The following is a 22,316-nucleotide window of genomic DNA, read 5'->3' as shown; positions in this document are numbered from 1 at the left end:
CCGACGACGGCTCCGGCATCCCGCCGGGGCCGTTGTCGCGTTCGTGAGCGAGCGTGATCGTTAACCTCTTCGCCGCATTGACGGCGGCCGGCAATTTCCGCCCCTGAAGAAGCCCGATCCGGCCACACTGGCGCCCCCGTCGGCAGGCCTGTACAACCCGTCTGTTCATTTCAGCCGGGGGAATGATGCGTCTTCCGATGCATCCAAAGACAATATTGCTCGGGATCGCCGTCGTGGCGGTGTCGTTCGCGGTCAGCCTGCTGGCCATGAACTGGCTCGCGCCACGCGCCGCCGTGCAGCGGCCGCAGCTTGCGCAATTGCCGCCGCTGCCGGCGGCGGCGCGCTCCTCGACGATCGTGGCGCAGGTCGCCGTCGCGCTGTCGGCGATCCGCGATGCCGCCGAACGCGGCGCCCCAAAGACCTTTGCCGGCAAGGCCGACAACCCGGTGTCGCAGATCCTGCAGAACGCCGATATCGGCTGGACCGCGTCGCGCGGGCCGATCGCGGTCACCGGCGCGCAGGACGTGCTGACGCTAGCCACCCCGATCACCGGAACGCTCAAGGTCACCGGCTCGCTGTCGGCCAAGGCGACCGGCGCGGTCGGCGACGCGCTCGGCAGCCTGCTCGGCGGCAATGTCGCCAAGCAGATCGGCGCCGTGCACATCAAGCAGCTCAACGCCGACGCCGAGATCAAGGGCAACGTCACCCTCACTTCGCGGCCGAAGCTCGGCGCGTCCTGGCGGATCGAGCCGAACCTGCAGGCGCAGGTCAATCTCAATGACTCCAGCCTGTCGGCCGCTGGCGTCAAGGTCAGCGTACCCGCCCAGGTAAAGCCTGTGATCGACAAGCAGGTCGCCGATCAGATCGCCGCCGTGCAGGCGAGATTGCGCAACGACCCGACCTTCGAGAACAACGCGCGCGCCCAATGGACCAAGGCCTGCCGCTCGATCCCGCTGCAGGGCACCGGCGGAACCTCGTCGATGCCACCGATGTGGCTGGAGCTGCGGCCGACCCGCGCGATCGCGGCGCAGCCGAAGGTCGATGCGTCGTCGATGATCATCACGATGGGAATAGAGGCCGAGACCCGTATCACCGAAACCCAGACCGCCCCGACCTGCCCGTTCCCCGAGAAACTCTCGATCGTGCCGCCGATGCCGAGCAAGGTCGCGATCGGCCTGCCGGTCGACATGTCGTTCACCACGCTGACCCAGCTCATCGAGGCCCAGCTCAAGGGCAAGACCTTCCCCGAGGACGGCTCCGGTTCGGTCGACGTCACCGTCAAGCATGCGAGCGTTGCCGCCTCCGGCGACCGGCTGCTGATCTCGCTCCTGGTGCACGCCAAGGAAAAAACCAGTTGGCTCGGCCTCGGCGCCGAGGCGACCGTACATATCTGGGGCCGGCCGCGCCTCGACCAGCAGGCGCAGACGCTGCGGTTGACCGACGTCGAACTGGCGGTCGAATCCGAGGCCGCGTTCGGCCTGCTCGGCGCCGCCGCGCGGCCGGCGATCCCGAAGCTGCAACAGGCGCTCGCCGACCGGCTGATCGTCGACCTGAAGCCGTTCGCCAACAACGCGCAACGCAAGCTCTCCTCCGCCATCGCCGACCTGCAGAAGAACGAGGTGGGGCTCCGCATCGATGCGGAGGTCACCGCCGTCCGCCTTGCCGGCATCGAATTCGATTCGAAGACGTTGCGGGTGCTCGTCGAGACCGACGGCACCATCAACGCAGCCGTGAGCGCGTTGCCGGCGCTGTGAGCGGCGGAGGTCAACGGTCCGTCGATACCGGCTATGCCCAAAAAGTCGACTTTGCGACAGGTTGCCGCACCGGTAGAAGGTGCCCGTGAAACCAAGTCCTTAATGAGACGTCAGGGAGAGACCACGATGAAATCGCTTTTGGCCGCATTGGCGGCCGGCCTCGCGCTTGCCGCATCCGGCACCGCCGCCAACGCCCAGATCTCCGACGACGTGGTCAAGATCGGCGTGCTCACCGACATGTCGAGCCTCTATGCCGACGCCACCGGCAAGGGCTCGGTCGCCGCCGTCGAGATGGCGGTCGCCGATTACGGCGCCAAGGTGAAGGGCAAGCCTGTCGAGGTCGTCGCCGCCGATCACCAGAACAAGCCCGACGTCGGCATCAACATCGCGCGCAACTGGTACGACAATGAGAAGGTCGACGCGATCTTCGACGTCCCGACCTCGTCGGTCGCGCTGCCGATCTCGGCGCTGACGCGCGAGAAGAACAAGATCAACATCAATTCCGGCGGCGGCTCCTCCGACATCACCGGCGTCGCCTGCTCGCCCAACACCGTGCACTGGACCTACGACACCTACGCGCTGTCGAACGTCGCCGGCAAGGCGATGGTCAAGCGCGGCGAGGACACCTGGTTCTTCGTCACCGCCGACTACGCCTTCGGCATGGCGCTGCAGCGCGACGCCGCCAATGTCGTCAAGGAAAGCGGCGGCAAGGTGCTCGGCGAGGTGCGCCATCCGCTGAATTCGTCGGACTTCTCGTCGTTCCTGCTGCAAGCGCAAGCCTCCAAGGCCAAGGTCGTGGCGCTGGCGAATGCCGGCGGCGACACCACCAACGCGCTGAAGCAGGCCGCCGAATTTGGCCTGATCGAGGGCGGCCAGAAGATGATCGCGCTGCTGCAGGAAATCACCGACACCCATTCGCTCGGCGTCAAGGCAACCCAGGGCCTGATCGTCACCGATGCCTTCTACTGGGACATGAACGACGAGACCCGCGCCTTCTCGAAGCGCTTCAACGAGAAGGTCGGCCACATGCCGACCATGATCCAGGCCGGCCTCTATTCCGCGACCATGCACTATCTCAAGGCGATCGAAGCCATCGGCACCGACGAGGCGCCGAAGGTGATGGCGCAGATGCGTGCGACCCCGATCAACGACTTCTTCGCCAAGAACGGCAAGATCCGGATCGACGGCCGCATGGTGCATGACATGTACCTGTTCGAGGTCAAGAAGCCCGAGGAGTCCAAGGGCGAGTGGGACCTCTACAAACTGATCACCACCGTGCCCGGCGACGAGGCGTTCCGCCCGCTCGACAAGGGCGGCTGCCCGCTGGTGAAGTCGAACTGAGGCAAGCGGCTCTTTCCCCTTCCGCCTGGCGGGAGGGGGAAAGATTGCGAGCGAGACTCGCTCTAGCTATTCGCGCGCGGGATCATCCACGTCGAGACGGTCTGCCAGACTCCACCGTCAATATTGCGCTGATAGGCGATGAAGTCGGCATGGTCGCCGTGCACGAGCTCGTAGCGGTAGCGTCCTGCAAATTGCTTGTTCTGCCTGGTCACGGAATGCCTCCATCAATAGTAACGTCGTTACACCTCGACGTAGGGGCGGCGCCGCGGCGGTCAATGGAATGATAAATGTCATATGATCACATTGATGCGAGACCTGACGTGAGCTCGGGCTCCCGGCGGATTTACGGCGCGTACTGCGCCAAGCCGTTGCCGAAAGACCAGTTCTCTTTCTTGACCTCGACGAGGTTGATGAAGACGTCTTCCGGCCGAACGCCAAGCGCTGACAGGCCGCCGGCGATGGCCTTGTAGAGCGCCTTCTTCTGCTCGAGCGTGCGTCCTTCGTTCCACGTGATCTGGACGATCACCAGATCGTCGCTGCGGTGGATCCCAAGATAGTCCGGATCAAAGACGAAATTCGTGGCGTCGTGCTCGCTGATGACCTGGAAGCGATCGTCCTTCGGCACGCCGACGCTCAGCATCGCCTCGTACACGGCTTTGCCGACATCCCGCCGAAAGTCGGCATCCTTGCCCTTGCGAAGATCGATCCGGACGAGCGGCATGGCTGTTCTCCCAACGTTGACGATTGCACATTACGGTCCGGGCGACGGATCTCGTCCGCCCCAGATCGCGTGCAGCAGGTCTCGTCCCTGATCTGCGCGCCGGCCTCACGTAATGGCCACGCAACGACGTTCAATGAATGACCATGATCATTTCATCACATTCATGCGAGTGCTGGACCAAACCGTCGCGGGCGAACAGTTCGTCTTGACCTCGATCCTTCCAGCCACATCGATCAACCAGTCCGCGCGAACAAGACCCGATCGGATCCCAGACATCTGCTTTTGAGATGGGGCCATCTCAACAATTAATTATTCCCGGAGCGCGGCGCCGGATAAGGCGTGTCATCCGCCTTGCTCCAGCCATTTGCTCGCCGTTGACGCGAGCGGCATGGCCGGTGAATCAACCAGGCGAATACCTGCCCCGTGACGGGCGAGGTTCGCTGTTACGACCTCGAAGAGGGCAACGCTCGGACTGTCCAAACAGCGGATGGCACACCACGCGCACCAGCAAAAATGACGGCAAGGGAGCGAGAATGTCCGAGGCGGTTGCCGACAAGACCATAAGGAAAGTTTTCCTTCGGCTGATGCCGGTTTTGTTCATCTCATACGTCCTTGCCTACATCGACCGGATCAATGTGGGATTTGCCGCCCTCAAGATGAATGCGGATATCGGCATCTCGCCCTATATTTTCGGACTTGGCGCGGGCGTGTTCTTCCTGAGTTATTTCATCTGCGAGATCCCGAGCAATCTCGTCATGGCGAAAGTGGGGGCGCGACGATGGATCGCCCGCATCATGATTTCCTGGGGGGCGGTCGCCGCGGCAATGGCGCTCGTGCAGGGATCAACGAGCTTCATCGTCATCCGCTTTCTGCTGGGCGCTGCGGAAGCCGGCTTTTTCCCGGGCGTGATCCTGTATCTGACCTACTGGTTTCCGCAGCGATATCGAGCCCGCATAATCGCTGCATTCATCATCGCGGTTCCGGTTTCGCTCGCGCTCGGCGGACCGGTTTCAACGACGATACTCCAGATGGACGGGTTCGCCGGCTTGAAAGGATGGCGGTGGTTGTTCATCCTCGAAGGGCTGCCGACCATGCTCGTCGGCCTGCTATTCCTCAAGGTGATGCCGGACAGGCCGAGTGAGGCGGAATGGCTCAGCGTCGAGGAGCGGAGCTGGCTCCAGAACGCAATTGATACCGAAGAGCGCGCGATCACTGCGGTCCATGGCTTGAGCGTGCTTCAGTCCCTTGCGGACGCGCGTGTTCTTGCTCTTGCGTTCATCTGGTTCGCGAACACCACCGCCAATCTCGGTCTCGCGTTTTTCTTGCCTCAAATGTTGAAGGGTCTTGGTCTGACCGACATGCAGGCCGGGATGATGACCTCAGTCCCCTATATCTTCGGAACCATCGGCATTGTCGCGTTCGGTTTCATCTCCGATCGGTATAACGAACGTCGATGGACGCTTTGCGTGGCACTCGCACTCACCGCCTTTGGATTGACCGCTGCCGGCCTGATGTCTGGATCGCTCCTGGCCGTGGCCGTCATGGCGGTCGCCGCGGTGGGCATCTACGGCGCAAAGCCGCCGTTCTGGCCGCTGCCGTCGACATTCCTTGCGGGCAACGCCGCGGCTGCCGGTATCGCGCTCATCAACTCGATCGGAAACCTCGGGGGATTCGTTGGGCCGTATGCAATCGGCTGGATTCGGGAAGCAACCCACAGCTATGAGGCCGCTCTCTACTTCCTCGCCGCCCTCTCGTTCGTCGCTGCGGTGCTGGCGCCGATCGTCGTGAACGCTCGCTTCATCAATGTCGCGAGCGCAGCGCCCGAGCTAGAAAGGGTCTGACCGGCTGTGGGACCACACGCACACGCATCGTGAAAGGAGCAATATCCGTGACCATGAACATCGCGCGCATCGAGGCGTTCCTGTTTCGAGCCGAGGTCAAGGAACCTGTCAAAACATCCTTCGGCAGCATTCCGAGACGCAGCGTTCTCCTGCTTCGCGTCGAGGATACCGACGGTGCTCACGGCTGGGGAGAAATATGGTGCAACTTCCCGCCATACAGCGCCGACAACAAGATGCGATTGCTCGAAACCGTCATTTGTCCCGCGGCGCTGGCCGGGTCGTATCTCGATCCTCCGGACGCCTGGCACACATTGACCGCGCGGACCCATCGCTGGGCCCTTCAGGGAGCGGAGCCGGGACCCTTTGCGGCGTGCCTTGGCGGACTGGACCTGGCGCTCTGGGATCTTGCCGCGCGGCGCGCAGGCAAATCGCTGCGCGTCCTGTTGGCCGGCACGGAGGCGCGAGATGCAGTACCTGCCTATGCGAGTGGTCTGAATCCCGATACGGCGCTAGAGACGGTGGCGCGTTGCAGCGACGCAGGATTTCGCGCCTTCAAGGTCAAGGTCGCGTTCGGCACCGAGACCGACATGGGTGTCGTTTCGAGCATCACGCGTGACTTGAGACCTGGTGAACGCCTCATGGTGGATGCCAACCAGGGCTGGGATTTGGCCGAGGCCCGCCGCGCTGTCCCGCGGCTCGGCGCGTTTGGTCTCGGCTGGATCGAGGAACCCCTTGCGGCTGACCGGCCTGCCGCCGAATGGGCAGAGCTCGCGCTATTGTCTCCGGTCGCTTTGGCGGGCGGCGAGAACGTCATGGGATACGAGGTATTCGCAACGCTAATCGCCAACGGCTATCACGGCGTGGTTCAGCCCGACATGCTGAAATGGGGTGGCGTCACCGGTGCGTATGCGGTCGGCCGGCGCGCAGTGCAGATGGGACGGTCCTACTGCCCGCATTGGCTTGGCAGCGGTGTCGGTCTGCTGGCAGCGGCTCAGGTCCTCGCAGCGGTCGGAGGCCCGGGATTGCTGGAACACGACGTGATGGAAAATCCCTTGCGCGAGGCGCTGGCGCAGCCGTTCCCTCGCGTCCAGCAAGGGATGTTCACGCTGCCTGACGGACCAGGATTGGGAATAGAGCCGGATCTCAAGGCCGCCGCGGACTGGCTGGTCACGCACGCCGAGTACCGCGCGCCGCGCTCCTAGCGACGCCCAACAATCCGCAACGTTGCGATCTGGAACGGACGCAGCGACAGGCGGCACGTGCGCCCCTCCGTCGGCAAGGCTTCAATCCGATCTTCCAGGATGTTGCTCATCCATACCGACGAGACGTCGACGCCGAAATCAAGCGTCGCGTGGGTGCGAACACCCGCGCTTTCATAGAGCCGCACCACCCAGCCGTCGCCGTCTTCGGCTGGCTTGATCGTATCGACCACCACGTTGGACGGGGATGCCCGCAGGAACGACTGTTTCAACGGGGCGCGTGGCCGTCCTTTGCTCCAAAGCACCGGACGCGTAAAACGCAGGGCTCTGCCAACCGTGTCAGCGGCGCGCCAATCGCCTGCATGGGGATAGATCGCGTAGCGCATCCGGTGACGCCCGATATCGGCTTTTGGATCGGGTGACTCAGGCCCGCGCAGCAGCGTGAGCGCGAGCAGGTTGCCAAACGTCGAATAGCCGTGCCTGATGGCGCTGAACAGCGACACGCCAAAATCCGGCTCGGAGAGATCCGACCAACGGTGGCCGGGGACCTCATATTTGGCGGCATCGGCATCCGTGTTGGCGTGGGTCGGCCGCGCCGTCGCACCGAACATGGTTTCATAGGTTGCATTGGGTGCGCGGCTGGCGACGGGAAACATGACCTTCAGCGCCGTCTTGCGCTCCTGCCAATCGACCGTCGTTTCGAACGCGAGGTGATGAGCGCCGGCATCAAGGCGGATCACCTGAGTTAGCCGGCTCGCTTTTCCGAGGGCGCGCTCGAAACGAATCTCAGCCCGCAGTCCGCCTTCCGACGGCACATCGCAACTCACCTCTCCTGTCAGGTCGCGCGCGGTCTCCAGTGCAAACGGATCGATATCCCAGGCTTCGAATTCGAGCGGCCTGTCGTCCAGCAGCAGAAAGCGGGCGCCAGGCGATGCGAGAGTTTCGCGGCCGGTCGGCAGATGGACCAGCGATTGGACAAGACCGCCGCGGTCAACGCGCACCTTCAATTGCGCGTTCGACAGCACGAAACCATCCGCATCGGACGATAGCGCGACGCGGTCTGCCGTCGTGGTCGCTTCGCCTGCCGCGAACGGAGGGGCGACGACATAGCGAAGTCCGCCGTCCGGATCGGAAGCGACCTCGGCGCGAGAATTGCCCAATGTATTGATCGGCGTCCAAATGGTTTCGTCCGGCTCGCAGAGTGTGGTCAGCACGGCTTGCGTGCGGTGTTTGACCTCTTGCTCCACGGCAGCGAGTTCGACCTCGGCCCGCTCATAGACCTCGCGAATGCTGCTGCCCGGGATGATGTCGTGAAACTGATTGGTCAGAAGTGTGCGCCACAGACCTTCGATCTCCTCCGCTGACGGCGCCGGTTGGTCCCATGCACGCGCAAGCGTGGCCACGAATTCCAGCGCCTGAAGGCTGGCCTCGCAGGCGCGATTGAGGCGCTTGATCTCGCCTTGCGTGGTGTAGGTGCCGCGATGATATTCGAGATAGAGCTCGCCCTCGATCGTGGCCAAATCCTCAGCCGACATGGCAAGGCGGTCGAAGAATTCGTCGACGTTGCGAACTTGAATTCTTGGAAGCCCCTGCAGATCCCGCGTGCGCTTGAGCGTCTCGAGCATCGTTTCATCGGCGCCACCGCCACCGTCGCCATAGCCAAACAGATAGAGCGCCTCAGTCGAACGGTCGGCGTCCTTGTAGTTGGCCGCATGATAGCGGAGCTCAGCGATTTCGGCCGAGCCGTTATAGGTGTCCGCGGGTGGAAAATGCGCAAGCACCGAGCTGCCGTCGTGTCCACGCCAATGGAAGCTGTGATGCGGCGGCGAGGTGAATTTGTTCCACGACAGTTTTTGGGTCAGGAAGCGCGACATCCCCGCCGACCGCATCAGCTGCGGCAACTGGCCGTCATAGCCGAACACATCCGGATTCCAGAACACCGTGGAGCGCTTGCCGAAGGTCCGCTCGAAGTAACGCTGACCATACAGGAATTGCCGGCAGATCGACTCGCCCCAGGGCAGATTGCAGTCCGGCTCGATCCAGCTGCCGCCGACGGGAATCCATTGCCCCGCCGTGACCTTGGCGCGGATGCGTGCGAACAGATCGGGATCGTGCTGCTCGATGATGGCGTACTGGTAGGCCTGCGAGCAGGCGAACTTGAAATCGGGATAACGGTCCATCAGCGCAACCGCCGTGGAGAAGCTGCGTTGGCCCTTGCGCCTGGTTTCTTCCAATGGCCACAGCCACGCGGTGTCGAGATGGGCGTGGCCGATCGCCGACATCTCATGGGCCACCGTGCCATTGCGCGCCGCGAGCAAGCCGTCGAGGATCGTTCGCGCCGCCGGCCATGTCGCGCGGTCATCGGGGTCGGCGATATTGCAGATACGGTTGAGGTCGTGCAGCAACCGCCCCGCCCAGGTCCGATCCAGCGCCGGCTGCACCGTCTCGCCGACGGCACCGTATGACCTGGTTTTCTTCGCGGGATCCCGATCGGCCTCGAGCTGGCGCAGAACGTCGTAGTCGAAATAGATCGCCTGCGCCTCGGGATCGAAGCGGCACAGCTCGCACGCCGCCAGGGCATAGCCCAGCGGGTTGCTTCCGAATTCGCCAAACAGGCCGTTGCAGGCAACTTCCACGTAGAAGGTGAGCGTCTCACCGCCGCGTGCCGGCTGAAGTAGCGGCGCGATGTGGCGACCGGGGTTCAGCCCCTGTGACGAGCGTCCATCCAGCCACAGCAAGGCTTCCGAGCGGCTGTCCCAATTGAGGTCCACGCGCGAGCCGGCCCAGGCTTCGGGCACGTCAGCCGAGACCCGCACCCAATACGTCGCCCAGAGCGGACCCAGCGTTTGGCCCAGCGAAATCGGCCGGTAATCCAGCTTGAGCGCCTCGGATAGACTGATCCGCTCGGTTGGCCCGGCAAGCTCGAGCGACACGACCGGCACACGATCGGCATGAATTTTGTCCCGCAGCCTTTCGGCAAAGCGTCCCAATCGTCCCCGCGTGTACTGCGGGTAGCGGCCGCGAATCCGGGCTATTGCGGGATTGCTGTTCTCTCGATCGGTCTCGTCCATCGCCTGCCCCAATTCGCTGCGGCAGGATTATAGCGGCAATTCGGATGTCGGAATCGACGGTCTCGAAACGCGTGGTTAACGGTTTGCAGACGAACGGGTCCCGGCGTATTTGAAGAGTCTTGCCCCGCTCGCCCGGCAGTCATCTGCCTGTCAGAGAATTGATACAAGAAGACGAGAGCGTGGGCCTTATTCGGCCCGGCTCTTGCAGCATTCAATGCGATACTACGGAAAAGATGGAGAGGCTTGGCCATGAAGAATAGTCGTTCACGACCGAAAGTAGATGTTAAAGCGATGCTGTTCGGTGCGGCGGCTTTGGCTTTCCTCTCACCATCGATGGCCTTGGCCCAAACCGCCGCGGCCCCATCAGGCGCCAAGCCCTTCCTGACCCTCGATGGCAAGCAGCCACTGGTGATCGGGCATCGCGGCGTGCCGGGGCTGATGCCTGAAGAGACCGAGGCATCTTACGAGCTGGCGGTGGCGCTGGGGACCGATTCGCTCGAAGAGGACCTGCACCTGACCAAGGATTGCGTGCTGGTCGCACGTCACAATCCCTGGCTGAGCGACAACACCAACGTGGCCGAGGTGGCGAAAACCAATGCGGCGGTCGCCGCCCGCAAGCGCACGACGCCGGGCGTCATGGTCAAGGTGAAATGGCCGCAATCCGCCGCGAGCGGACCGGCCGAATATCCCACCGACCTCGTCGATCCCGCCGATCCGAAATCGGTGCTGAAGGCGCTGATCGTCGACGGCGACGACCACACCAATGACTGGTCGATCACCGATTTCACCATGGCCGAGCTGAAGAACTGGATTTCCGGCACCACCTATGATGCCGCCAATGAACGGCCCAAGGTGTTCAACGGCAAGTTCCCGATCATCAGTTTCCAGGAGATCGTCGACCTCGCCAAGGCCAAGAGCAAGGAAACCGGCCGGACGATATCCGTCTATCCGGAAACCAAGAATCCGACCTGGAACAATGCCCAGGCCATCGCCAATGGCTGCGGCGCGCCCGGCAGCCACCCGCTCGAGGATGCCCTGATCAAGATCATCAAGGACAACGGCCTCAATGCGAAGGACGCGCCGGTCATCGTCCAGAGCTTTGAGCCCGGCAGCCTGAAATACATGCGCAGCCATGGTCTGGATACGCGGCAGGTCCAGCTGATCGACGGCAACGGCGTCGACTTCAAGGCCGGCAAGGTCCTGCTCAATAACATCGCCAATTCCCGCCCCTATGACTGGACGGTTGTGGGTGATTCACGCGGGTTCGACGCGATGCTAACCCCTGCGGGCCTGGCGGAGATCAAGACCTATGCCGACGGCATCGGTCCGTGGAAGGTTTATCTCGTCCCGTACAAGATCTCGCCCTGGAAGGACGCGAACGCCGACGGCACGCCCTATAAGGGATCGACGCCGGACGCCGCGACGCAGGAAGCCACCAGCGTCATTGCCGACGCGCACAAGGTCGGCCTGTTCGTGCATCCCTTCACATTCCGAAACGAGAAGAAATATCTGGCCGGCGACTATCACGGCGATCCAGTCCAGGAAGATCTCAAATTCTTCCGTCTCGGCGTCGATGGGATCTTTACCGATTTCACCCACACCGGCGTTGCCGCACGCGCCACCTATCTACGTGAACTGGGCTGGTGAGGCCTGGCCACATGTTCGTTGCACCTCTCCCGCTTGCGGGAGAGGTGACGCAGTTCCGATGCTGCTCCTGAGGGCCTCTTTGGCCCTCGACCGCTGATAGCGCGGTATGACAAACTGCGCCTCCGCAACAATCGGAACGAACCGGTTGCGTTGGAGGTCTTGATGCTTCCGAAGGCTGAAGCGGCATATTTCGCGATTGCCGACATCTCGGGCTATACCAACTTCCTCGCGGCGGTCGAGCTCGACCATGCGCAGGACATCATCGCCGATTTCATGGACACGGTGGTGAAAGGGCTGCGCCCGCCGTTTCGCCTCGCCAAGTTCGAGGGTGACGCCGCGTTCGTCTACACGACCGACGCGACGGTCGACGGTTCGCTGCTGCAGGACGCGATCGAGGGCGCCTATTTCAAATTCCGGCGACGCCTGCGCAACGTTCGCCAGGCCTCCGCCTGCGAGTGTCAGGCCTGCGTCGCGATGGGCAATCTCGATTTCAAATTCGTCGTCCATCACGGCGAGATGGTGAAGCAGAGGATGGGCGGGAGAGAAGAGCTCGCCGGGCGTGACGTCATTCTCGTCCACCGGCTGCTTAAGAACAGTGTCAGCGAGAAGGTCGGCGGACGCGCTTACGCGCTCTACAGCGACGCGGCCATCCGCGCCATGGGCGTCGACCCGGTGGCGCAAGGTCTCATCGCGCATCACGAGGCCATCGACATCATCGGCGACGTGACGCTGTGGGCGCGCGATCTCGAGGCGGCATGGAGGCAGGACGACGCACGAGTTCGGAATGAAGTGACGCGCGGCGACGCATGCGCCACGTTCGCGTTCGATATCGCAGCACCTCGGCAGACGGTGTGGGAGCATCTCACCGTACCCGGGCAGTGGCAGAAATGGTGGGACGCCGACGACATCACCGAGGATTCCGGCAAAGGGCGACGCGGTGTCGGCACCAGGAATCACTGCTTGCACGGCAAGGCGGCCAACGTCGAGGAGACGCTCGATTGGCGGCCGGTCGACTATTTGACGGTCAGCATCGCGCTTCCGGTTCCCGGCGCGCCGCGCATCATCGTGACCCGCGCCCTGCTGGACGGTCCAAACGGAACGACGCATTTGGAAGTGCGGATTGCCAAGCCGAAGCCAAAGGACAAAGCCTTCGTCGAGGGTGCTGCGGCCAAATACGGCGAACGCATGAGCCAGGCGATCGCCGGCCTGCGCTCCATGGTGGAAGGGAAGCAACCTGCCTTTGGCGAAGTGGACGAGCCGACGCTGAAGCACTCGACCGGGCGCTTCCTGACCGAGCCGGTGAAATCCGGCGCGCGGCGCTGACGCCGTCCAGTCAACAGAAACAACCATCCGGTTGAGGCGGCCTACTTGCCGCGACTCTCGACCCTGGCTTTGCAGGCATCGCTGAGCTTGTCTTTTTGACCCGCCAGGCAATCACGAATCTGCCCGCGTTCAACGCCGGCGCAAAGCTTCTGAACGTCGTCGCGACAGGCGCCCCGCTGGGCGTGATCCGAATCCTGGGCGAACGCCGCTGACGAGAGCGAAACAAGAGCGATGGTGGCGATCAGAGCTGCGTGATTTGCCATTCGAGAATTCCCCTGGTCGATGGTCGTTGCGGCACGAACGCGGCAATCGATGCCCAGCGTAAGGGCGGCAAACTTACCCTGGGATTACGTGGCGATTAAATTGCAGTAACGATCATCATTGCCCGCGCGACCTCTCCAACTGCACATTTGAATTTCCGGACACGGTAAGCTGGCCTCACTGGCTCTAAAGGAGATGCCCATCATGCTGGACCGCATTCTCGATGCAGCAACCGACAACCTCAGGTTCGCGAAGATTTTGGTCCAAATGGGTCTCGATCCGAACAATGTGACCTGGGACGCCATCTTCAACCGCCTGCTGGAAATCTTTCTGCACAACATCACGCTTGCCAATATGTTCGCCCTGGTCGGCGCGATCTTCTTTGTCGCCACATTGCTGACGCACACGATGGTGCCGCTGCGGGTCGCGAACATGATCGGTTGCGCATTCTTCGCCATCTTCGGTGCGCTCACCGGAGCCATCACGACCTTTTTTCTTTATCTCCTGATGATTCCCATCAATGCCTACCGTCTCCATCAAATGCTCGCTCTCGTGAAGAAGGCGCGCACCGCAACACAGGGCGACATGTCGATGGAATGGCTCAAGCCGTTCATGACCGACCGCAAGTATCGCAAGGGCGATGTCTTGATGAAGAAGGGTGACGCAGCCAACGAAATGCTGCTGACCGTTACCGGCAAATTCCGGGTCGTCGAAATCAACGTCGAACTTCCGCCGGGGCGTTTGATGGGCGAGCTTGGTTTCCTCACGCTCGACAACCGCCGGACCGCGACGATCGAATGTATCGAGGATGGCCACGTCCTGACTATCAGCTATGAAAAGCTGCTCGAGATTTACTTCCAAAACCCGCAGTTCGGCTATTACTTCCTTGTGTTGACCAGCCAGCGCCTGCTGGAAAATCTCGCGCGGGCCGAAGCAATCATCGCGCAGAACAAGATCGCGCCGCAGACGCCTTTCGCCAACTGACAGCGGTCCGGGGGATTGATCCTGGCCGTCGCCTTTGCTCCGCCGCTGTCCTAATTCCCACTGGCTTCGCGCGCACGGCGCAGAACTCGAATTCAGGGAGTCTTTCCAAACGGATCGAGCGCCAAATTGGTGAGCAGATTGGCAATAGTGCTCCCGCTCATCCTTCGCTTGGCAAGGCTTGAAGTGCCGATCATTGCATGAGGCCGCACAGCCTCCACCTCACTTGCCCTTGAGCACAAGGGCGCTGGTCAGGTCGCCGAGCGGCTTCTGCCCGTGAGCCGCGATCGCGGCGTCGCGCACGGTGATGCCGTGCAGGGTCGGCAGCTCGAAGCGGCGCGTGATGAAGCGCAGGATCGAGGTCGTGTCCATCGGCGTGTGGTCGACAGTGCCGCGGCGCGCATAGGGCGAGACGATGATGGCCGGGATGCGGGAGCCCGGGCCCCAACGGTCGCCCTTCGGCGGCGCCACGTGATCCCACAGGCCGCCATTCTCGTCATAGGTGACGACAACAAGCATATGCGGCCATTGCGAGCTCTTCTCGAGATGCGCGACCACATCGGCGATATGGCTGTCGCCAGAGAGGATGTCGGCATAGCCCGAATGTTCGTTGAGATCGCCCTGCGGCTTGTAGAAGGACACCTGCGGCAGCTTGCCGTCGTCGATCGCCTTGATGAACTCGGTGCCGGCCAGGCCGCCATCGCGCAGATGCTCGGCACGGGCTGCGGTGCCGGGAGCGAAGCTCGCATAATAGTTCAGCGGCTGGTGGTGAAACTGGAAGTTCGGTACCGGCGACTTGTAGCCATGGTCGAGCGTGTCCTGCCAGGCCCCGCCATACCATGCCCAGGTGATGCGCTTGAGGCTGAGCATGTCTCCGATGGTCGGCTCAAGCTGCGGCGGCAGCGTCGTCGGTTTGGTTGGATCGGCATAAGCCTTGTCGCCGTCCTTCGCCGGGTCGTTGCCGCTCGGCTGATAAGGTGGCTGCATGGTGTTCACGGCGTAGAAATCGGGGGTGAGATTGCCATCGCTGACATATTTCGGAATGCCGTCCATCGCAGATTTCGGCGAGTTGGCGGCCTCCTTCAACGTCACGCCGTCGGGCTCCACAACAGCGATCGACGGCTTGGCGGGATTGGTGTCGGCTTTCGGATAAGTAGGCGCGCAGGCGCAGACCAGCCATTGGTGGTTGAAGAACGAGCCGCCGAAGCCGCCCATGAAGAAATTGTCGGCCAGCACATATTTCTGGGCGACCTTCCACATCGCCGTCTTCGATCCGTCCCAGAGGCTCATCACCAGTGCGCCGGAGTCGGCATGGGCGACGAATTTGTCGTTGCGCCCGCCATTGATCTGCATCTGGTTCTGGTAGAAGCGGTGCCAGAGGTCGTGCGTGATGGTGCCGTAGCTGAGCTTGAAGCCTTTCGGGTCGTCCAGATAGAAGGGACGATTGGGCAGATGCTCGGTTTCGGCCTGGGTGACCGGCGGCGTCACGCCCTTGGCGGTCAGGTTTTCCCAAACCGGCGGCAATTCACGGAACGGCTTGCCGTCGCGATCGCGCTGAAGCCGCGTCGAGGCGGACGCCTTCGCCACGCCGTTGGCACCCGGGAAGCTGCCATAGAGATTGTCGAATGAGCGGTTCTCCGCATAGATCACCACGACCGTGTCGATCTGCGCCAGATCGTCGGCGGCACCCTTCTTCGAACCCGGACCGTTCTCCGCTGCCAGCACTGGGCCGAATGCACCGATGAAGACACTCGATGCACAAAGGACAACCACCGATTTCGTTCGCATTCGAGCCCCGCTCACTTGTTGCTATCGTTCCGTTCGGTTTTCGTCATGGCCTAGACGCTAACCGAAGGCATGAAGGTGTCCAGCCATAGACTCGGTTTGCAACATGCAGATTAAACATTGGATTTTCTTATCGGCGATTGTGTTGCCGGCCTTGATCATCGTCCCGGGCCAGGCCCGGCAGGAGATGTCGCGGGCCGAGGCGCGTCGGCAGGCCGAGCAGCTCGGCGCCCTCGGGCAGGCGCTTTTTTTCGATCCGTCGCTGTCGGGATCGGGCCAGCTTGCCTGTTCATCCTGCCACGATCCCGCCCACGGTTTCGGCCCGGCCAATGCCCTCGCGGTGCAACTGGGGGGCGGCGACATGCGCCAGCCGGGGACGCGTGCCGTCCCCTCCCTGAAATATCTGCAGGTGGTGCCGCCCTTTACCGAGCATTTCCATGATTCCGAGGACGATGCCGACGAAAGCGTCGACAATGGCCCGACGGGGGGCCTGACCTGGGATGGGCGGGTCGACCGTGGCGCCGACCAGGCCAGGATTCCACTGCTCTCGGATGTCGAGATGGGCAATCGGGACGAGGCCGACGTGGCACGCCGGGTGCTCGCTGCGGGCCATGGCAAGGCGATCGCGACCATTGCCGGGCCCAAGGCAGTTACCGATCCTGCCACCGTCACCAAGACGGCCCTCAAGGCGCTCGAAGTGTACCAGCAGGACTATCGGACCTTTTATCCCTATTCGAGCAAATATGACGCAGTGCTGGCCGGCAAGGCCGAGCTCACGGTCGAGGAAGCGCGGGGGCTCGATTTGTTCAATGCGCCGAATAAGGGCAATTGCGCCTCCTGCCACATCAGCAAGCGCGGCAATGACGGCACCCCGCCCCAGTTCACCGATTACGGGCTGATCGCGCTCGCCGTGCCACGCAATCGCGAGATTCCCGCCAACAAGGACCCGGGCTATTTCGACCTCGGCCTGTGTGGGCCCCTGCGCACGGATTTCGCCAAGCGCCAGGACTATTGCGGCCTGTTCCGGACGCCGACGCTGCGCAATGTCGCGCTGCGCCAGACCTTCTTTCACAACGGCGGGATGCATTCGCTGCGCGACGCCGTGCGGTTCTATGTCGAGAGAGAAACCCGGCCCGAAATCTGGTACCCGCGCAAAGCCGACGGCAGCATCGACAAATATGACGATCTGCCCGAAACGCCCAAGGCCAATGTCAACATGGATCCGCCGTTCGACCGCAAGGCGGGTGATGCGCCGGCCCTGACGGCGGCCGAGATCGACGACGTCGTCGCCTTTCTCGGGACGCTAACCGATGGATATCAGCCGGCGAAGTGACGGCGAGTTACCCGTCTTCAGGGCTGGCCGAGAAGGCGTGCGACCGCCTCGGCCCCCTTGCCGGAGTGGGAGATTTCCCCATTGTCCCTGACGTCCACGACGGCGCCGTTGGAGAAGCTGAGGGACCAGCCATCATCCGTGCCGTTCCGGCGCCGATCGGTCAGCTCGATGCCGGCCGCGGAAATCAGTGCAGTTACCTTGTCGACATCCATGGTCGTCACCTCTTGCAAGCGCCGGACTACGTCGAGGCAACGCTAGGCGAAAGCATTGACGGCAATATGAACCAAACGGAGGTTTGCGCAATGTCCGGCTCCAATCCGCGGGCGTCGTCTCATGCGACCGCAAAAGAGTCGGATTTCATTCCTCGAACAACAAAAAACGCGCCCGGCATCACCGGGCGCGTTTCCGATTCGCGGATGAAGCGATGTGTTACTCGACCGCGTACTTGAACTCCGGCATCGCCTTCAGCTCATCCTTGGTCGCGTTGAAGACCGCGTGATCCGGATACCAGGGATTCGGCTTCGAGGCCGTGGCAGCCGGGGCCGCGCCCGTGGTGGTCGTCGACGTCGTGGTGGTGGTGGGGCCGGTGCCGGTGTTCGTGGCGCTGGCGCCCGTATAGGCGACCGGCTGGTTGACGAACTTCACCTTGTCGAGCGGCACGGCGACCAGATGCTCGCCGACGCCGAGGAAGCCGCCGACGCCGATCACCACGGCCTTGATGTCACCGCTCTTGTCCATCAAGAGGTCGTTGATCGAGCCGACGCTCTGGTTGTTGTCGTTATAGACGCTGAGGCCGACGACTTTCGACGCACGCCAGTTGCCCTGATACGAGGTCGACGACACGCTCGTCGTCGTGGACATCTCAGCCTTGTTATTTTTGTCGGTTGGCGTCTGCGCAAACGCAACTGACGCAAGCAACGCGGAGCCGGCGATGCCGGCGACGACGGATTTGACTAACATTGATGGGCTCTCCTCAGTTCGCAAAATCGATACGGAGAGAACCCGTCACATCAGCAGCCGTTCCTAAGGAACATGCGATCAAAAGCCGCCCCAGTACGGCGGAACGCCGTAGAAGCGATGCAACTCGGCTTCCTGCGAGCGGTCGCCCCAGTCGAAATCCTTGTCGGCGCGGAACGACGGTGCGCGCTTCAACTCGTCATCCTCGATGTCGAGTTCGTAGGCCTCGAACTTCGGATTGTAGTGCAGCCGGCCCCAGGGCAACGGGATCAAATTGCTTCCGATGCCGAGGAACCCGCCGAAGCTCATCACGGCGTAGGACACTTTGCCGGAGATCTTGTCGATCATCAGCCGTTCGATGTGACCGAGCATGTCGCCATTGGGCCGTCGCACCGCCGTGCCCTCAACGCGATCGCTTGCAATGAGTTGATGCGGCCTTGTCATGACGTCAGCTGCCATCTCACCCTCCATCCCTGAAAGACTGAATCAACGCAGCGTCAGCGGCGCGGGTTCCGTCGTCATGCGGCAGCCATTCTTCCCTTTCAGAACATGGTTGATGCGGAGCCGGCGCTGGAACCTGCAAACGGGGACGCCACCCCTTCGGTCGGCGCTGTCGCGGCCACCGATCCGGCCACCGCAACGGAGGTGATCCAAAGCCTTGAGAATCCTGTCGATATTTCAGTGTATTAGGCTTGATGACAGAACGATAACTTTTCAGGACTCCGGCAACCTGTTAATTCCCGGGTGCCGTGCCGTGCAACAGTTTGGAAATATACTGAAACAAAATTTCCCAGCCGCTCTCCCCGAATCACGGACAAAAGACTCGGTATGACCCAGGCAGCGCCCAATATCCTCGTCGTCGAAGACGACCGCGAAACGCGGGCCCTCATCGCAAAGTATCTCCGCACCAATTCCTGCAACGTCACCACCGCCTCCGACGGCCGCGAGATGGCCCGGGCGATGGCCGATCACCGGGTGGATCTCCTGATCCTCGACGTGATGCTGCCGGGCGAGGACGGGCTGAGCCTCTGCCGCAAGGTGCGCGCGGAGTCGCAGACCCCGATCATCATGCTGACCGCGCGCGGCGAGGACGTCGACCGGATCCTCGGCCTCGAGATGGGCGCCGACGATTATCTGGCAAAACCGTTCAACCCGCGCGAGCTCCTGGCGCGGATCAACGCGGTGCTGCGCCGGCAGGCCGCCGCCCGCAACGCCAGCGCGATCGAGGGCGCGACCACGCTGTCGTTCCTCGGCTGGCGCATCGACATCCGCCTGCGCGAGCTGCGCAATCCTGAGGGCGCGCGGGTCGCCATGACCAGTGCCGAATTCGACCTGTTGCGGACCTTCTGCGAGCGGCCCGGTCGCGTGCTGTCGCGCGACAGCCTGCTCGACCTGACGCAGGGCCGCAGCGCCGGCTCGTTCGAGCGCTCGATCGACGTGCTGGTCAGCCGCATCCGCCGCAAGATCGAGCCCGATCCGCAGGAGGCCACTATGATCAAGACGGTGCGCTCCGGCGGCTATATGTTCACCCCGAGAGTGGAGGCGGTCGCCGCCACGGCCAACTGACCATGAAACGCACTTGAAGATGAAACTCCTGCGCGTACTGAGTCTGCGGGGGATCGGCGCACAAATCGCAGCCCTGGTGGTCGTGTCGATCGTTGCGCTGCATCTCATCTTCACCGCGAGCTTCCTGATCCACCGCCCCGACCAGCCCCAGCCGTCGGATCGTTGGCACACCCAGCTCGCCGCCGCCGCGCAATTGCTCGGGCATGCCCCGGCATCGGAGCGGCCGCGGCTGAAGGACGACATCGCGCGCGCCTTCCCGCAGCTCGCGATCGGCGACCTGCCGGCCGATGCAGGCACGCTGACCGAGCCGGACGCGCCGAGCCTGCACGCGCTGCGCCGTCTCGGGGCCGGCTATCACGTCTTCCTGCTGCCGCACGAGGCCGGTGCTACGTCGCATGACGGCGAGGTCCGACGCGTCGGCATCCGGCTGCCTGATGGCGCGATGATATCAGCCGATCTGATCCCGGATCAGCGCATGCGGCCGTTCTGGGGCGGGCCCTGGATGATGACGGTGCTGTTCGCCGTCATCAGCGTCACCCTGCTCGGCCTGTGGGCGGCCTGGGCGCTGACGGCGCCGCTGTCGTCCTTCGTCAAGGCCGCCGAGACCTTCAGCCTGAGCGGCGCCGCAGCGCCACTGCCCGAGCGCGGTCCGGAGGAGATCCGTTTGCTCGCCAAGGCGCTGAACCGGATGCGCGAGCGCATCACCGGCCTGATCGACGATCGCACCAAGATGCTGGCCGCGATCAGCCACGATCTGCGGACACCGATCACGCGGATGCGGCTGCGCGCGGAATTCATCGAGGACGAGACCCATCGCCACCGCATGCTGCGCGATCTCGACCAGATGCGCTCGATGCTGGAATCGGTGCTGTCGTTCCTGCGCAACGACCGCAAGCTCGAGGAGATGACGCTGGTCGACATCGCGAGCACGCTGCATCTGGTCACCGACCAGTTCGCCGATATGGGGCACAAGGTCACTTACAAGGGCCCGCAGCACGCGATGGCAACGGCGCGGCCCGGCGACCTGCATCGCAGCATCACCAATCTGGTCGAGAATGCGGTGCGCTTCGGCGGACAGGCCACCGTCCATCTCGACGTCAAGCCTGACAGCCTCACCATCGACGTCGAGGACGACGGCCCCGGCATCTCGGACGCGCACAAGACCAATGTGCTGGAGCCGTTCGTGCGCGGCGACGACGCGCGCAACATGGACGAGGCCGAGGGCTTTGGCCTGGGATTGTCGATCGCCAACGCCATCGTGCTCGCGCATGGCGGCACGCTGTCGCTGCACGACCGGCAGCCGCATGGCCTGGTGGTCCGGATTCAGTTGCCGGTGCGTCAACAGCAGGCCCAGCGATCGGCGGCCTGATCAGGCAGCCGGGCGTTACGCCGCGAGCGGCGTTAGCTGCGCATGGTCGTAGATTGCGATCGCCTCGAAACGATAATTGCAGGCGCGGCAATTCCACAGATAGATGGTGCGGCCTTCGCCGTGCTCGACCCAGTCCGGGCGCAGGATCGGCTTGCCGCATTGCGCGCAGGGATTTTCGCGAGGTGAAGTGGCGGAGTCCTGACGGGCCAAATCTTGACGAGTCATATCTTGACGAGTCATGGCGCATCTCCCTAAGGCGTTTTCTCGGGTGCTGCTGAATGGACAGATAGGCTGACTCAAAGCGCACGCTGTTGCCACTCATTCTACAACTCGGTTGAGTCGTTTGCACGACAATCCATCACGCGCGGCGTGCGGCAGAATCGGCTCCGACAATTTGAAGCATCTTGTCGGCGTCGGTCCCCGTCACGGACGGCAGGGTGAACGATGGACTCCAATACCTCTGGTCGTGCGGAGGTTTTGCCACATTCCTGCCCGCTCGCCGTACCATTGAGGACGCCGAACCTGACACATTGTGAACGGCCTCAAGCTATCCGACATGAAGACCCTTCAAACCCTTGCCTGGGCCCTTGCCTGCGCCGCGACAACGCTGCTGGCGTTTTGCAGCAGCGCGCAGGCGCAATCGCGCGCCCAATATGAGGCTGTCGTGGCCGCCCACGCCAAGGCGAATCTGGTGCCGGAAGAGCTGGTGCATCGCGTCATCGTGCGCGAGAGCAAGTATCAGCCGCGGCTGATCGGGCGCGGCGGCGCCATCGGGATGATGCAGATCAAGCTCGCGACCGCCCGCGGCCTCGGCTACACCGGTACCGCCGAAGGCCTGCGTGACGCCGAGACCAACCTCACCTACGGCATCAAATACCTCGCCGGCGCCTATCGCGCCGCCAAAGGTGATTTCGATCAAGCCGTGCGTTATTTCGCGGGCGGATATTACTACGCCGCAAAGCACCAGCGCATCGAGCACTTCAAAGAGGCGAAGCAGGTCGGCGAGAGTGCCCCACCGAAGGAACTCGCGAAGCAGGAACAGCACACTGCCGCTACTGCCGACGCGAAGCCGGAACAGGCCTCAAAATAGCTGCCAAGACAGCTGTGTTGCGTCCCAGGCGCGAGATCCCGTGGCATAACGCGTTGACACTCCCGCCCATCGGCTTA

Annotated in this window: 20 protein-coding genes; 11 read left to right on the top strand and 9 right to left on the bottom strand. The window is 62.8% G+C overall.

Features of this window, described 5'->3' with window-relative positions; genetic code table 11:
• Window positions 1-185: 185 nt before the first annotated feature.
• Window positions 186-1,754 carry a DUF4403 family protein gene (locus UP10_RS09385; RefSeq protein ID WP_044587230.1) on the top strand — a complete coding sequence of 523 codons (1,569 nt, stop codon included), beginning with the start codon at window positions 186-188 and terminating at the stop codon, window positions 1,752-1,754.
• A gap of 126 nt (window positions 1,755-1,880) precedes the next feature.
• The gene (locus UP10_RS09380) at window positions 1,881-3,095 is read left to right on the top strand and encodes an ABC transporter substrate-binding protein (RefSeq protein ID WP_044587037.1); all 1,215 of its coding nucleotides are present in this window, start codon (window positions 1,881-1,883) and stop codon (window positions 3,093-3,095) included.
• A 62-nt stretch (window positions 3,096-3,157) separates the two neighbouring features.
• Here the strand turns inward: UP10_RS09380 and UP10_RS45160 are convergent, their stop codons facing one another.
• Both UP10_RS45160 and UP10_RS09375 read right to left on the bottom strand, forming a co-directional pair.
• Window positions 3,158-3,307: a hypothetical protein gene (locus UP10_RS45160; protein ID WP_197086769.1), complete on the bottom strand. Its 150-nt coding sequence runs from the start codon at window positions 3,305-3,307 to the stop codon at window positions 3,158-3,160.
• A gap of 131 nt (window positions 3,308-3,438) precedes the next feature.
• Window positions 3,439-3,816 carry a tautomerase family protein gene (locus UP10_RS09375; RefSeq protein WP_044587036.1) on the bottom strand — a complete coding sequence of 126 codons (378 nt, stop codon included), beginning with the start codon at window positions 3,814-3,816 and terminating at the stop codon, window positions 3,439-3,441.
• 395 nt (window positions 3,817-4,211) lie between these two features.
• Here UP10_RS09375 and UP10_RS09370 point away from each other — a divergent pair, with 395 nt between their 5' ends.
• Both UP10_RS09370 and UP10_RS09365 read left to right on the top strand, forming a co-directional pair.
• Window positions 4,212-5,657 carry an MFS transporter gene (locus UP10_RS09370; RefSeq protein ID WP_245321697.1) on the top strand — a complete coding sequence of 482 codons (1,446 nt, stop codon included), beginning with the start codon at window positions 4,212-4,214 and terminating at the stop codon, window positions 5,655-5,657.
• 53 nt (window positions 5,658-5,710) lie between these two features.
• A complete protein-coding gene (locus UP10_RS09365; RefSeq protein ID WP_044587034.1) occupies window positions 5,711-6,859 on the top strand; it encodes a mandelate racemase/muconate lactonizing enzyme family protein in 1,149 nt (382 codons plus the stop codon).
• Here the strand turns inward: UP10_RS09365 and UP10_RS09360 are convergent.
• The gene (locus UP10_RS09360; protein ID WP_082077031.1) at window positions 6,856-9,927 is read right to left on the bottom strand and encodes an alpha-mannosidase; all 3,072 of its coding nucleotides are present in this window, start codon (window positions 9,925-9,927) and stop codon (window positions 6,856-6,858) included. The two genes, UP10_RS09365 and UP10_RS09360, sit on opposite strands and share 4 nt — an antisense overlap.
• A 249-nt stretch (window positions 9,928-10,176) precedes the next feature.
• Between UP10_RS09360 and UP10_RS09355 the strand changes: the two genes are divergently transcribed.
• Together UP10_RS09355 and UP10_RS09350 are read left to right on the top strand one after the other, a co-directional pair.
• A complete protein-coding gene (locus tag UP10_RS09355) occupies window positions 10,177-11,574 on the top strand; it encodes a glycerophosphodiester phosphodiesterase family protein (protein ID WP_050043605.1) in 1,398 nt (465 codons plus the stop codon).
• A 162-nt stretch (window positions 11,575-11,736) separates the two neighbouring features.
• Window positions 11,737-12,897: a DUF2652 domain-containing protein gene (locus UP10_RS09350; protein ID WP_044587228.1), complete on the top strand. Its 1,161-nt coding sequence runs from the start codon at window positions 11,737-11,739 to the stop codon at window positions 12,895-12,897.
• Window positions 12,898-12,938: 41 nt separating this feature from the next.
• Here UP10_RS09350 and UP10_RS42860 read toward each other — a convergent pair whose 3' ends face one another.
• Complete coding sequence (locus UP10_RS42860; RefSeq protein ID WP_082077029.1) at window positions 12,939-13,160, bottom strand: hypothetical protein; 222 nt, start codon at window positions 13,158-13,160, stop codon at window positions 12,939-12,941.
• Window positions 13,161-13,362: 202 nt separating this feature from the next.
• On the opposite strand from UP10_RS42860, the gene UP10_RS09345 reads away from it, so the two are divergent.
• Window positions 13,363-14,142: a Crp/Fnr family transcriptional regulator gene (locus UP10_RS09345; RefSeq protein ID WP_245321696.1), complete on the top strand. Its 780-nt coding sequence runs from the start codon at window positions 13,363-13,365 to the stop codon at window positions 14,140-14,142.
• 219 nt (window positions 14,143-14,361) lie between these two features.
• On the opposite strand, the gene UP10_RS09340 is transcribed toward UP10_RS09345, so the two are convergent.
• Complete coding sequence (locus UP10_RS09340; protein WP_082077028.1) at window positions 14,362-15,927, bottom strand: acid phosphatase; 1,566 nt, start codon at window positions 15,925-15,927, stop codon at window positions 14,362-14,364.
• Window positions 15,928-16,111: 184 nt separating this feature from the next.
• Here UP10_RS09340 and UP10_RS09335 point away from each other — a divergent pair, with 184 nt between their 5' ends.
• The gene (locus UP10_RS09335; RefSeq protein WP_245321709.1) at window positions 16,112-17,257 is read left to right on the top strand and encodes a cytochrome-c peroxidase; all 1,146 of its coding nucleotides are present in this window, start codon (window positions 16,112-16,114) and stop codon (window positions 17,255-17,257) included.
• Between the two features lie 17 nt (window positions 17,258-17,274).
• Here the strand turns inward: UP10_RS09335 and UP10_RS09330 are convergent, their stop codons facing one another.
• The 3 genes from UP10_RS09330 to UP10_RS09320 form a co-directional block, all read right to left on the bottom strand.
• Entirely contained in the window at window positions 17,275-17,469 is a 195-nt protein-coding gene (locus tag UP10_RS09330) for a hypothetical protein (RefSeq protein ID WP_044587226.1), read from the bottom strand.
• A 217-nt stretch (window positions 17,470-17,686) separates the two neighbouring features.
• On the bottom strand, window positions 17,687-18,217 hold the full coding sequence (locus UP10_RS09325; protein WP_044587030.1) for a PRC-barrel domain-containing protein: 531 nt from the start codon (window positions 18,215-18,217) through the stop codon (window positions 17,687-17,689).
• Window positions 18,218-18,295: 78 nt separating this feature from the next.
• Window positions 18,296-18,673 (bottom strand): PRC-barrel domain-containing protein, encoded by a 378-nt coding sequence (locus tag UP10_RS09320; protein ID WP_044587225.1) that lies wholly within the window; start codon window positions 18,671-18,673, stop codon window positions 18,296-18,298.
• Between the two features lie 369 nt (window positions 18,674-19,042).
• Here UP10_RS09320 and UP10_RS09315 point away from each other — a divergent pair, with 369 nt between their 5' ends.
• Complete coding sequence (locus tag UP10_RS09315) at window positions 19,043-19,780, top strand: response regulator (RefSeq protein WP_044587029.1); 738 nt, start codon at window positions 19,043-19,045, stop codon at window positions 19,778-19,780.
• Between the two features lie 19 nt (window positions 19,781-19,799).
• Window positions 19,800-21,149 carry an ATP-binding protein gene (locus tag UP10_RS09310; protein ID WP_044587028.1) on the top strand — a complete coding sequence of 450 codons (1,350 nt, stop codon included), beginning with the start codon at window positions 19,800-19,802 and terminating at the stop codon, window positions 21,147-21,149.
• Between the two features lie 15 nt (window positions 21,150-21,164).
• Here the strand turns inward: UP10_RS09310 and UP10_RS09305 are convergent, their stop codons facing one another.
• The gene (locus tag UP10_RS09305) at window positions 21,165-21,389 is read right to left on the bottom strand and encodes a hypothetical protein (RefSeq protein ID WP_044587027.1); all 225 of its coding nucleotides are present in this window, start codon (window positions 21,387-21,389) and stop codon (window positions 21,165-21,167) included.
• Between the two features lie 316 nt (window positions 21,390-21,705).
• On the opposite strand from UP10_RS09305, the gene UP10_RS09300 reads away from it, so the two are divergent.
• Window positions 21,706-22,239, top strand: coding sequence for a lytic transglycosylase domain-containing protein (locus tag UP10_RS09300; protein ID WP_044587224.1), 534 nt, complete (start codon window positions 21,706-21,708; stop codon window positions 22,237-22,239).
• Window positions 22,240-22,316 lie beyond the last annotated feature (77 nt).

The sequence above is a fragment of the Bradyrhizobium sp. LTSPM299 genome, from assembly GCF_000938235.1.
In the GTDB taxonomy this organism is placed as follows: domain Bacteria; phylum Pseudomonadota; class Alphaproteobacteria; order Rhizobiales; family Xanthobacteraceae; genus Bradyrhizobium.
This window is presented reverse-complemented; position numbering and strand designations above follow the sequence as displayed.

What these genes read in the sequence shown, in the direction of transcription:
- UP10_RS09380 (WP_044587037.1), top strand. Translation starts at nt 1,881, where the DNA reads ATGAAATCGCTTTTGGCCGCATTGGCGGCCGGCCTCGCGCTTGCCGCA.
- UP10_RS42860 (WP_082077029.1), bottom strand. Translation starts at nt 13,160, where the DNA reads ATGGCAAATCACGCAGCTCTGATCGCCACCATCGCTCTTGTTTCGCTC.
- UP10_RS09335 (WP_245321709.1), top strand. Translation starts at nt 16,112, where the DNA reads ATGTCGCGGGCCGAGGCGCGTCGGCAGGCCGAGCAGCTCGGCGCCCTC.
- UP10_RS09300 (WP_044587224.1), top strand. Translation starts at nt 21,706, where the DNA reads ATGAAGACCCTTCAAACCCTTGCCTGGGCCCTTGCCTGCGCCGCGACA.
- UP10_RS09365 (WP_044587034.1), top strand. Translation starts at nt 5,711, where the DNA reads ATGAACATCGCGCGCATCGAGGCGTTCCTGTTTCGAGCCGAGGTCAAG.
- UP10_RS09360 (WP_082077031.1), bottom strand. Translation starts at nt 9,927, where the DNA reads ATGGACGAGACCGATCGAGAGAACAGCAATCCCGCAATAGCCCGGATT.
- UP10_RS09320 (WP_044587225.1), bottom strand. Translation starts at nt 18,673, where the DNA reads ATGGCAGCTGACGTCATGACAAGGCCGCATCAACTCATTGCAAGCGAT.
- UP10_RS09375 (WP_044587036.1), bottom strand. Translation starts at nt 3,816, where the DNA reads ATGCCGCTCGTCCGGATCGATCTTCGCAAGGGCAAGGATGCCGACTTT.
- UP10_RS09355 (WP_050043605.1), top strand. Translation starts at nt 10,177, where the DNA reads ATGAAGAATAGTCGTTCACGACCGAAAGTAGATGTTAAAGCGATGCTG.
- UP10_RS09385 (WP_044587230.1), top strand. Translation starts at nt 186, where the DNA reads ATGCGTCTTCCGATGCATCCAAAGACAATATTGCTCGGGATCGCCGTC.
- UP10_RS09330 (WP_044587226.1), bottom strand. Translation starts at nt 17,469, where the DNA reads ATGGATGTCGACAAGGTAACTGCACTGATTTCCGCGGCCGGCATCGAG.
- UP10_RS09350 (WP_044587228.1), top strand. Translation starts at nt 11,737, where the DNA reads ATGCTTCCGAAGGCTGAAGCGGCATATTTCGCGATTGCCGACATCTCG.
- UP10_RS09305 (WP_044587027.1), bottom strand. Translation starts at nt 21,389, where the DNA reads ATGACTCGTCAAGATATGACTCGTCAAGATTTGGCCCGTCAGGACTCC.
- UP10_RS09315 (WP_044587029.1), top strand. Translation starts at nt 19,043, where the DNA reads ATGACCCAGGCAGCGCCCAATATCCTCGTCGTCGAAGACGACCGCGAA.
- UP10_RS09325 (WP_044587030.1), bottom strand. Translation starts at nt 18,217, where the DNA reads ATGTTAGTCAAATCCGTCGTCGCCGGCATCGCCGGCTCCGCGTTGCTT.
- UP10_RS09340 (WP_082077028.1), bottom strand. Translation starts at nt 15,927, where the DNA reads ATGCGAACGAAATCGGTGGTTGTCCTTTGTGCATCGAGTGTCTTCATC.
- UP10_RS09345 (WP_245321696.1), top strand. Translation starts at nt 13,363, where the DNA reads ATGCTGGACCGCATTCTCGATGCAGCAACCGACAACCTCAGGTTCGCG.
- UP10_RS09310 (WP_044587028.1), top strand. Translation starts at nt 19,800, where the DNA reads ATGAAACTCCTGCGCGTACTGAGTCTGCGGGGGATCGGCGCACAAATC.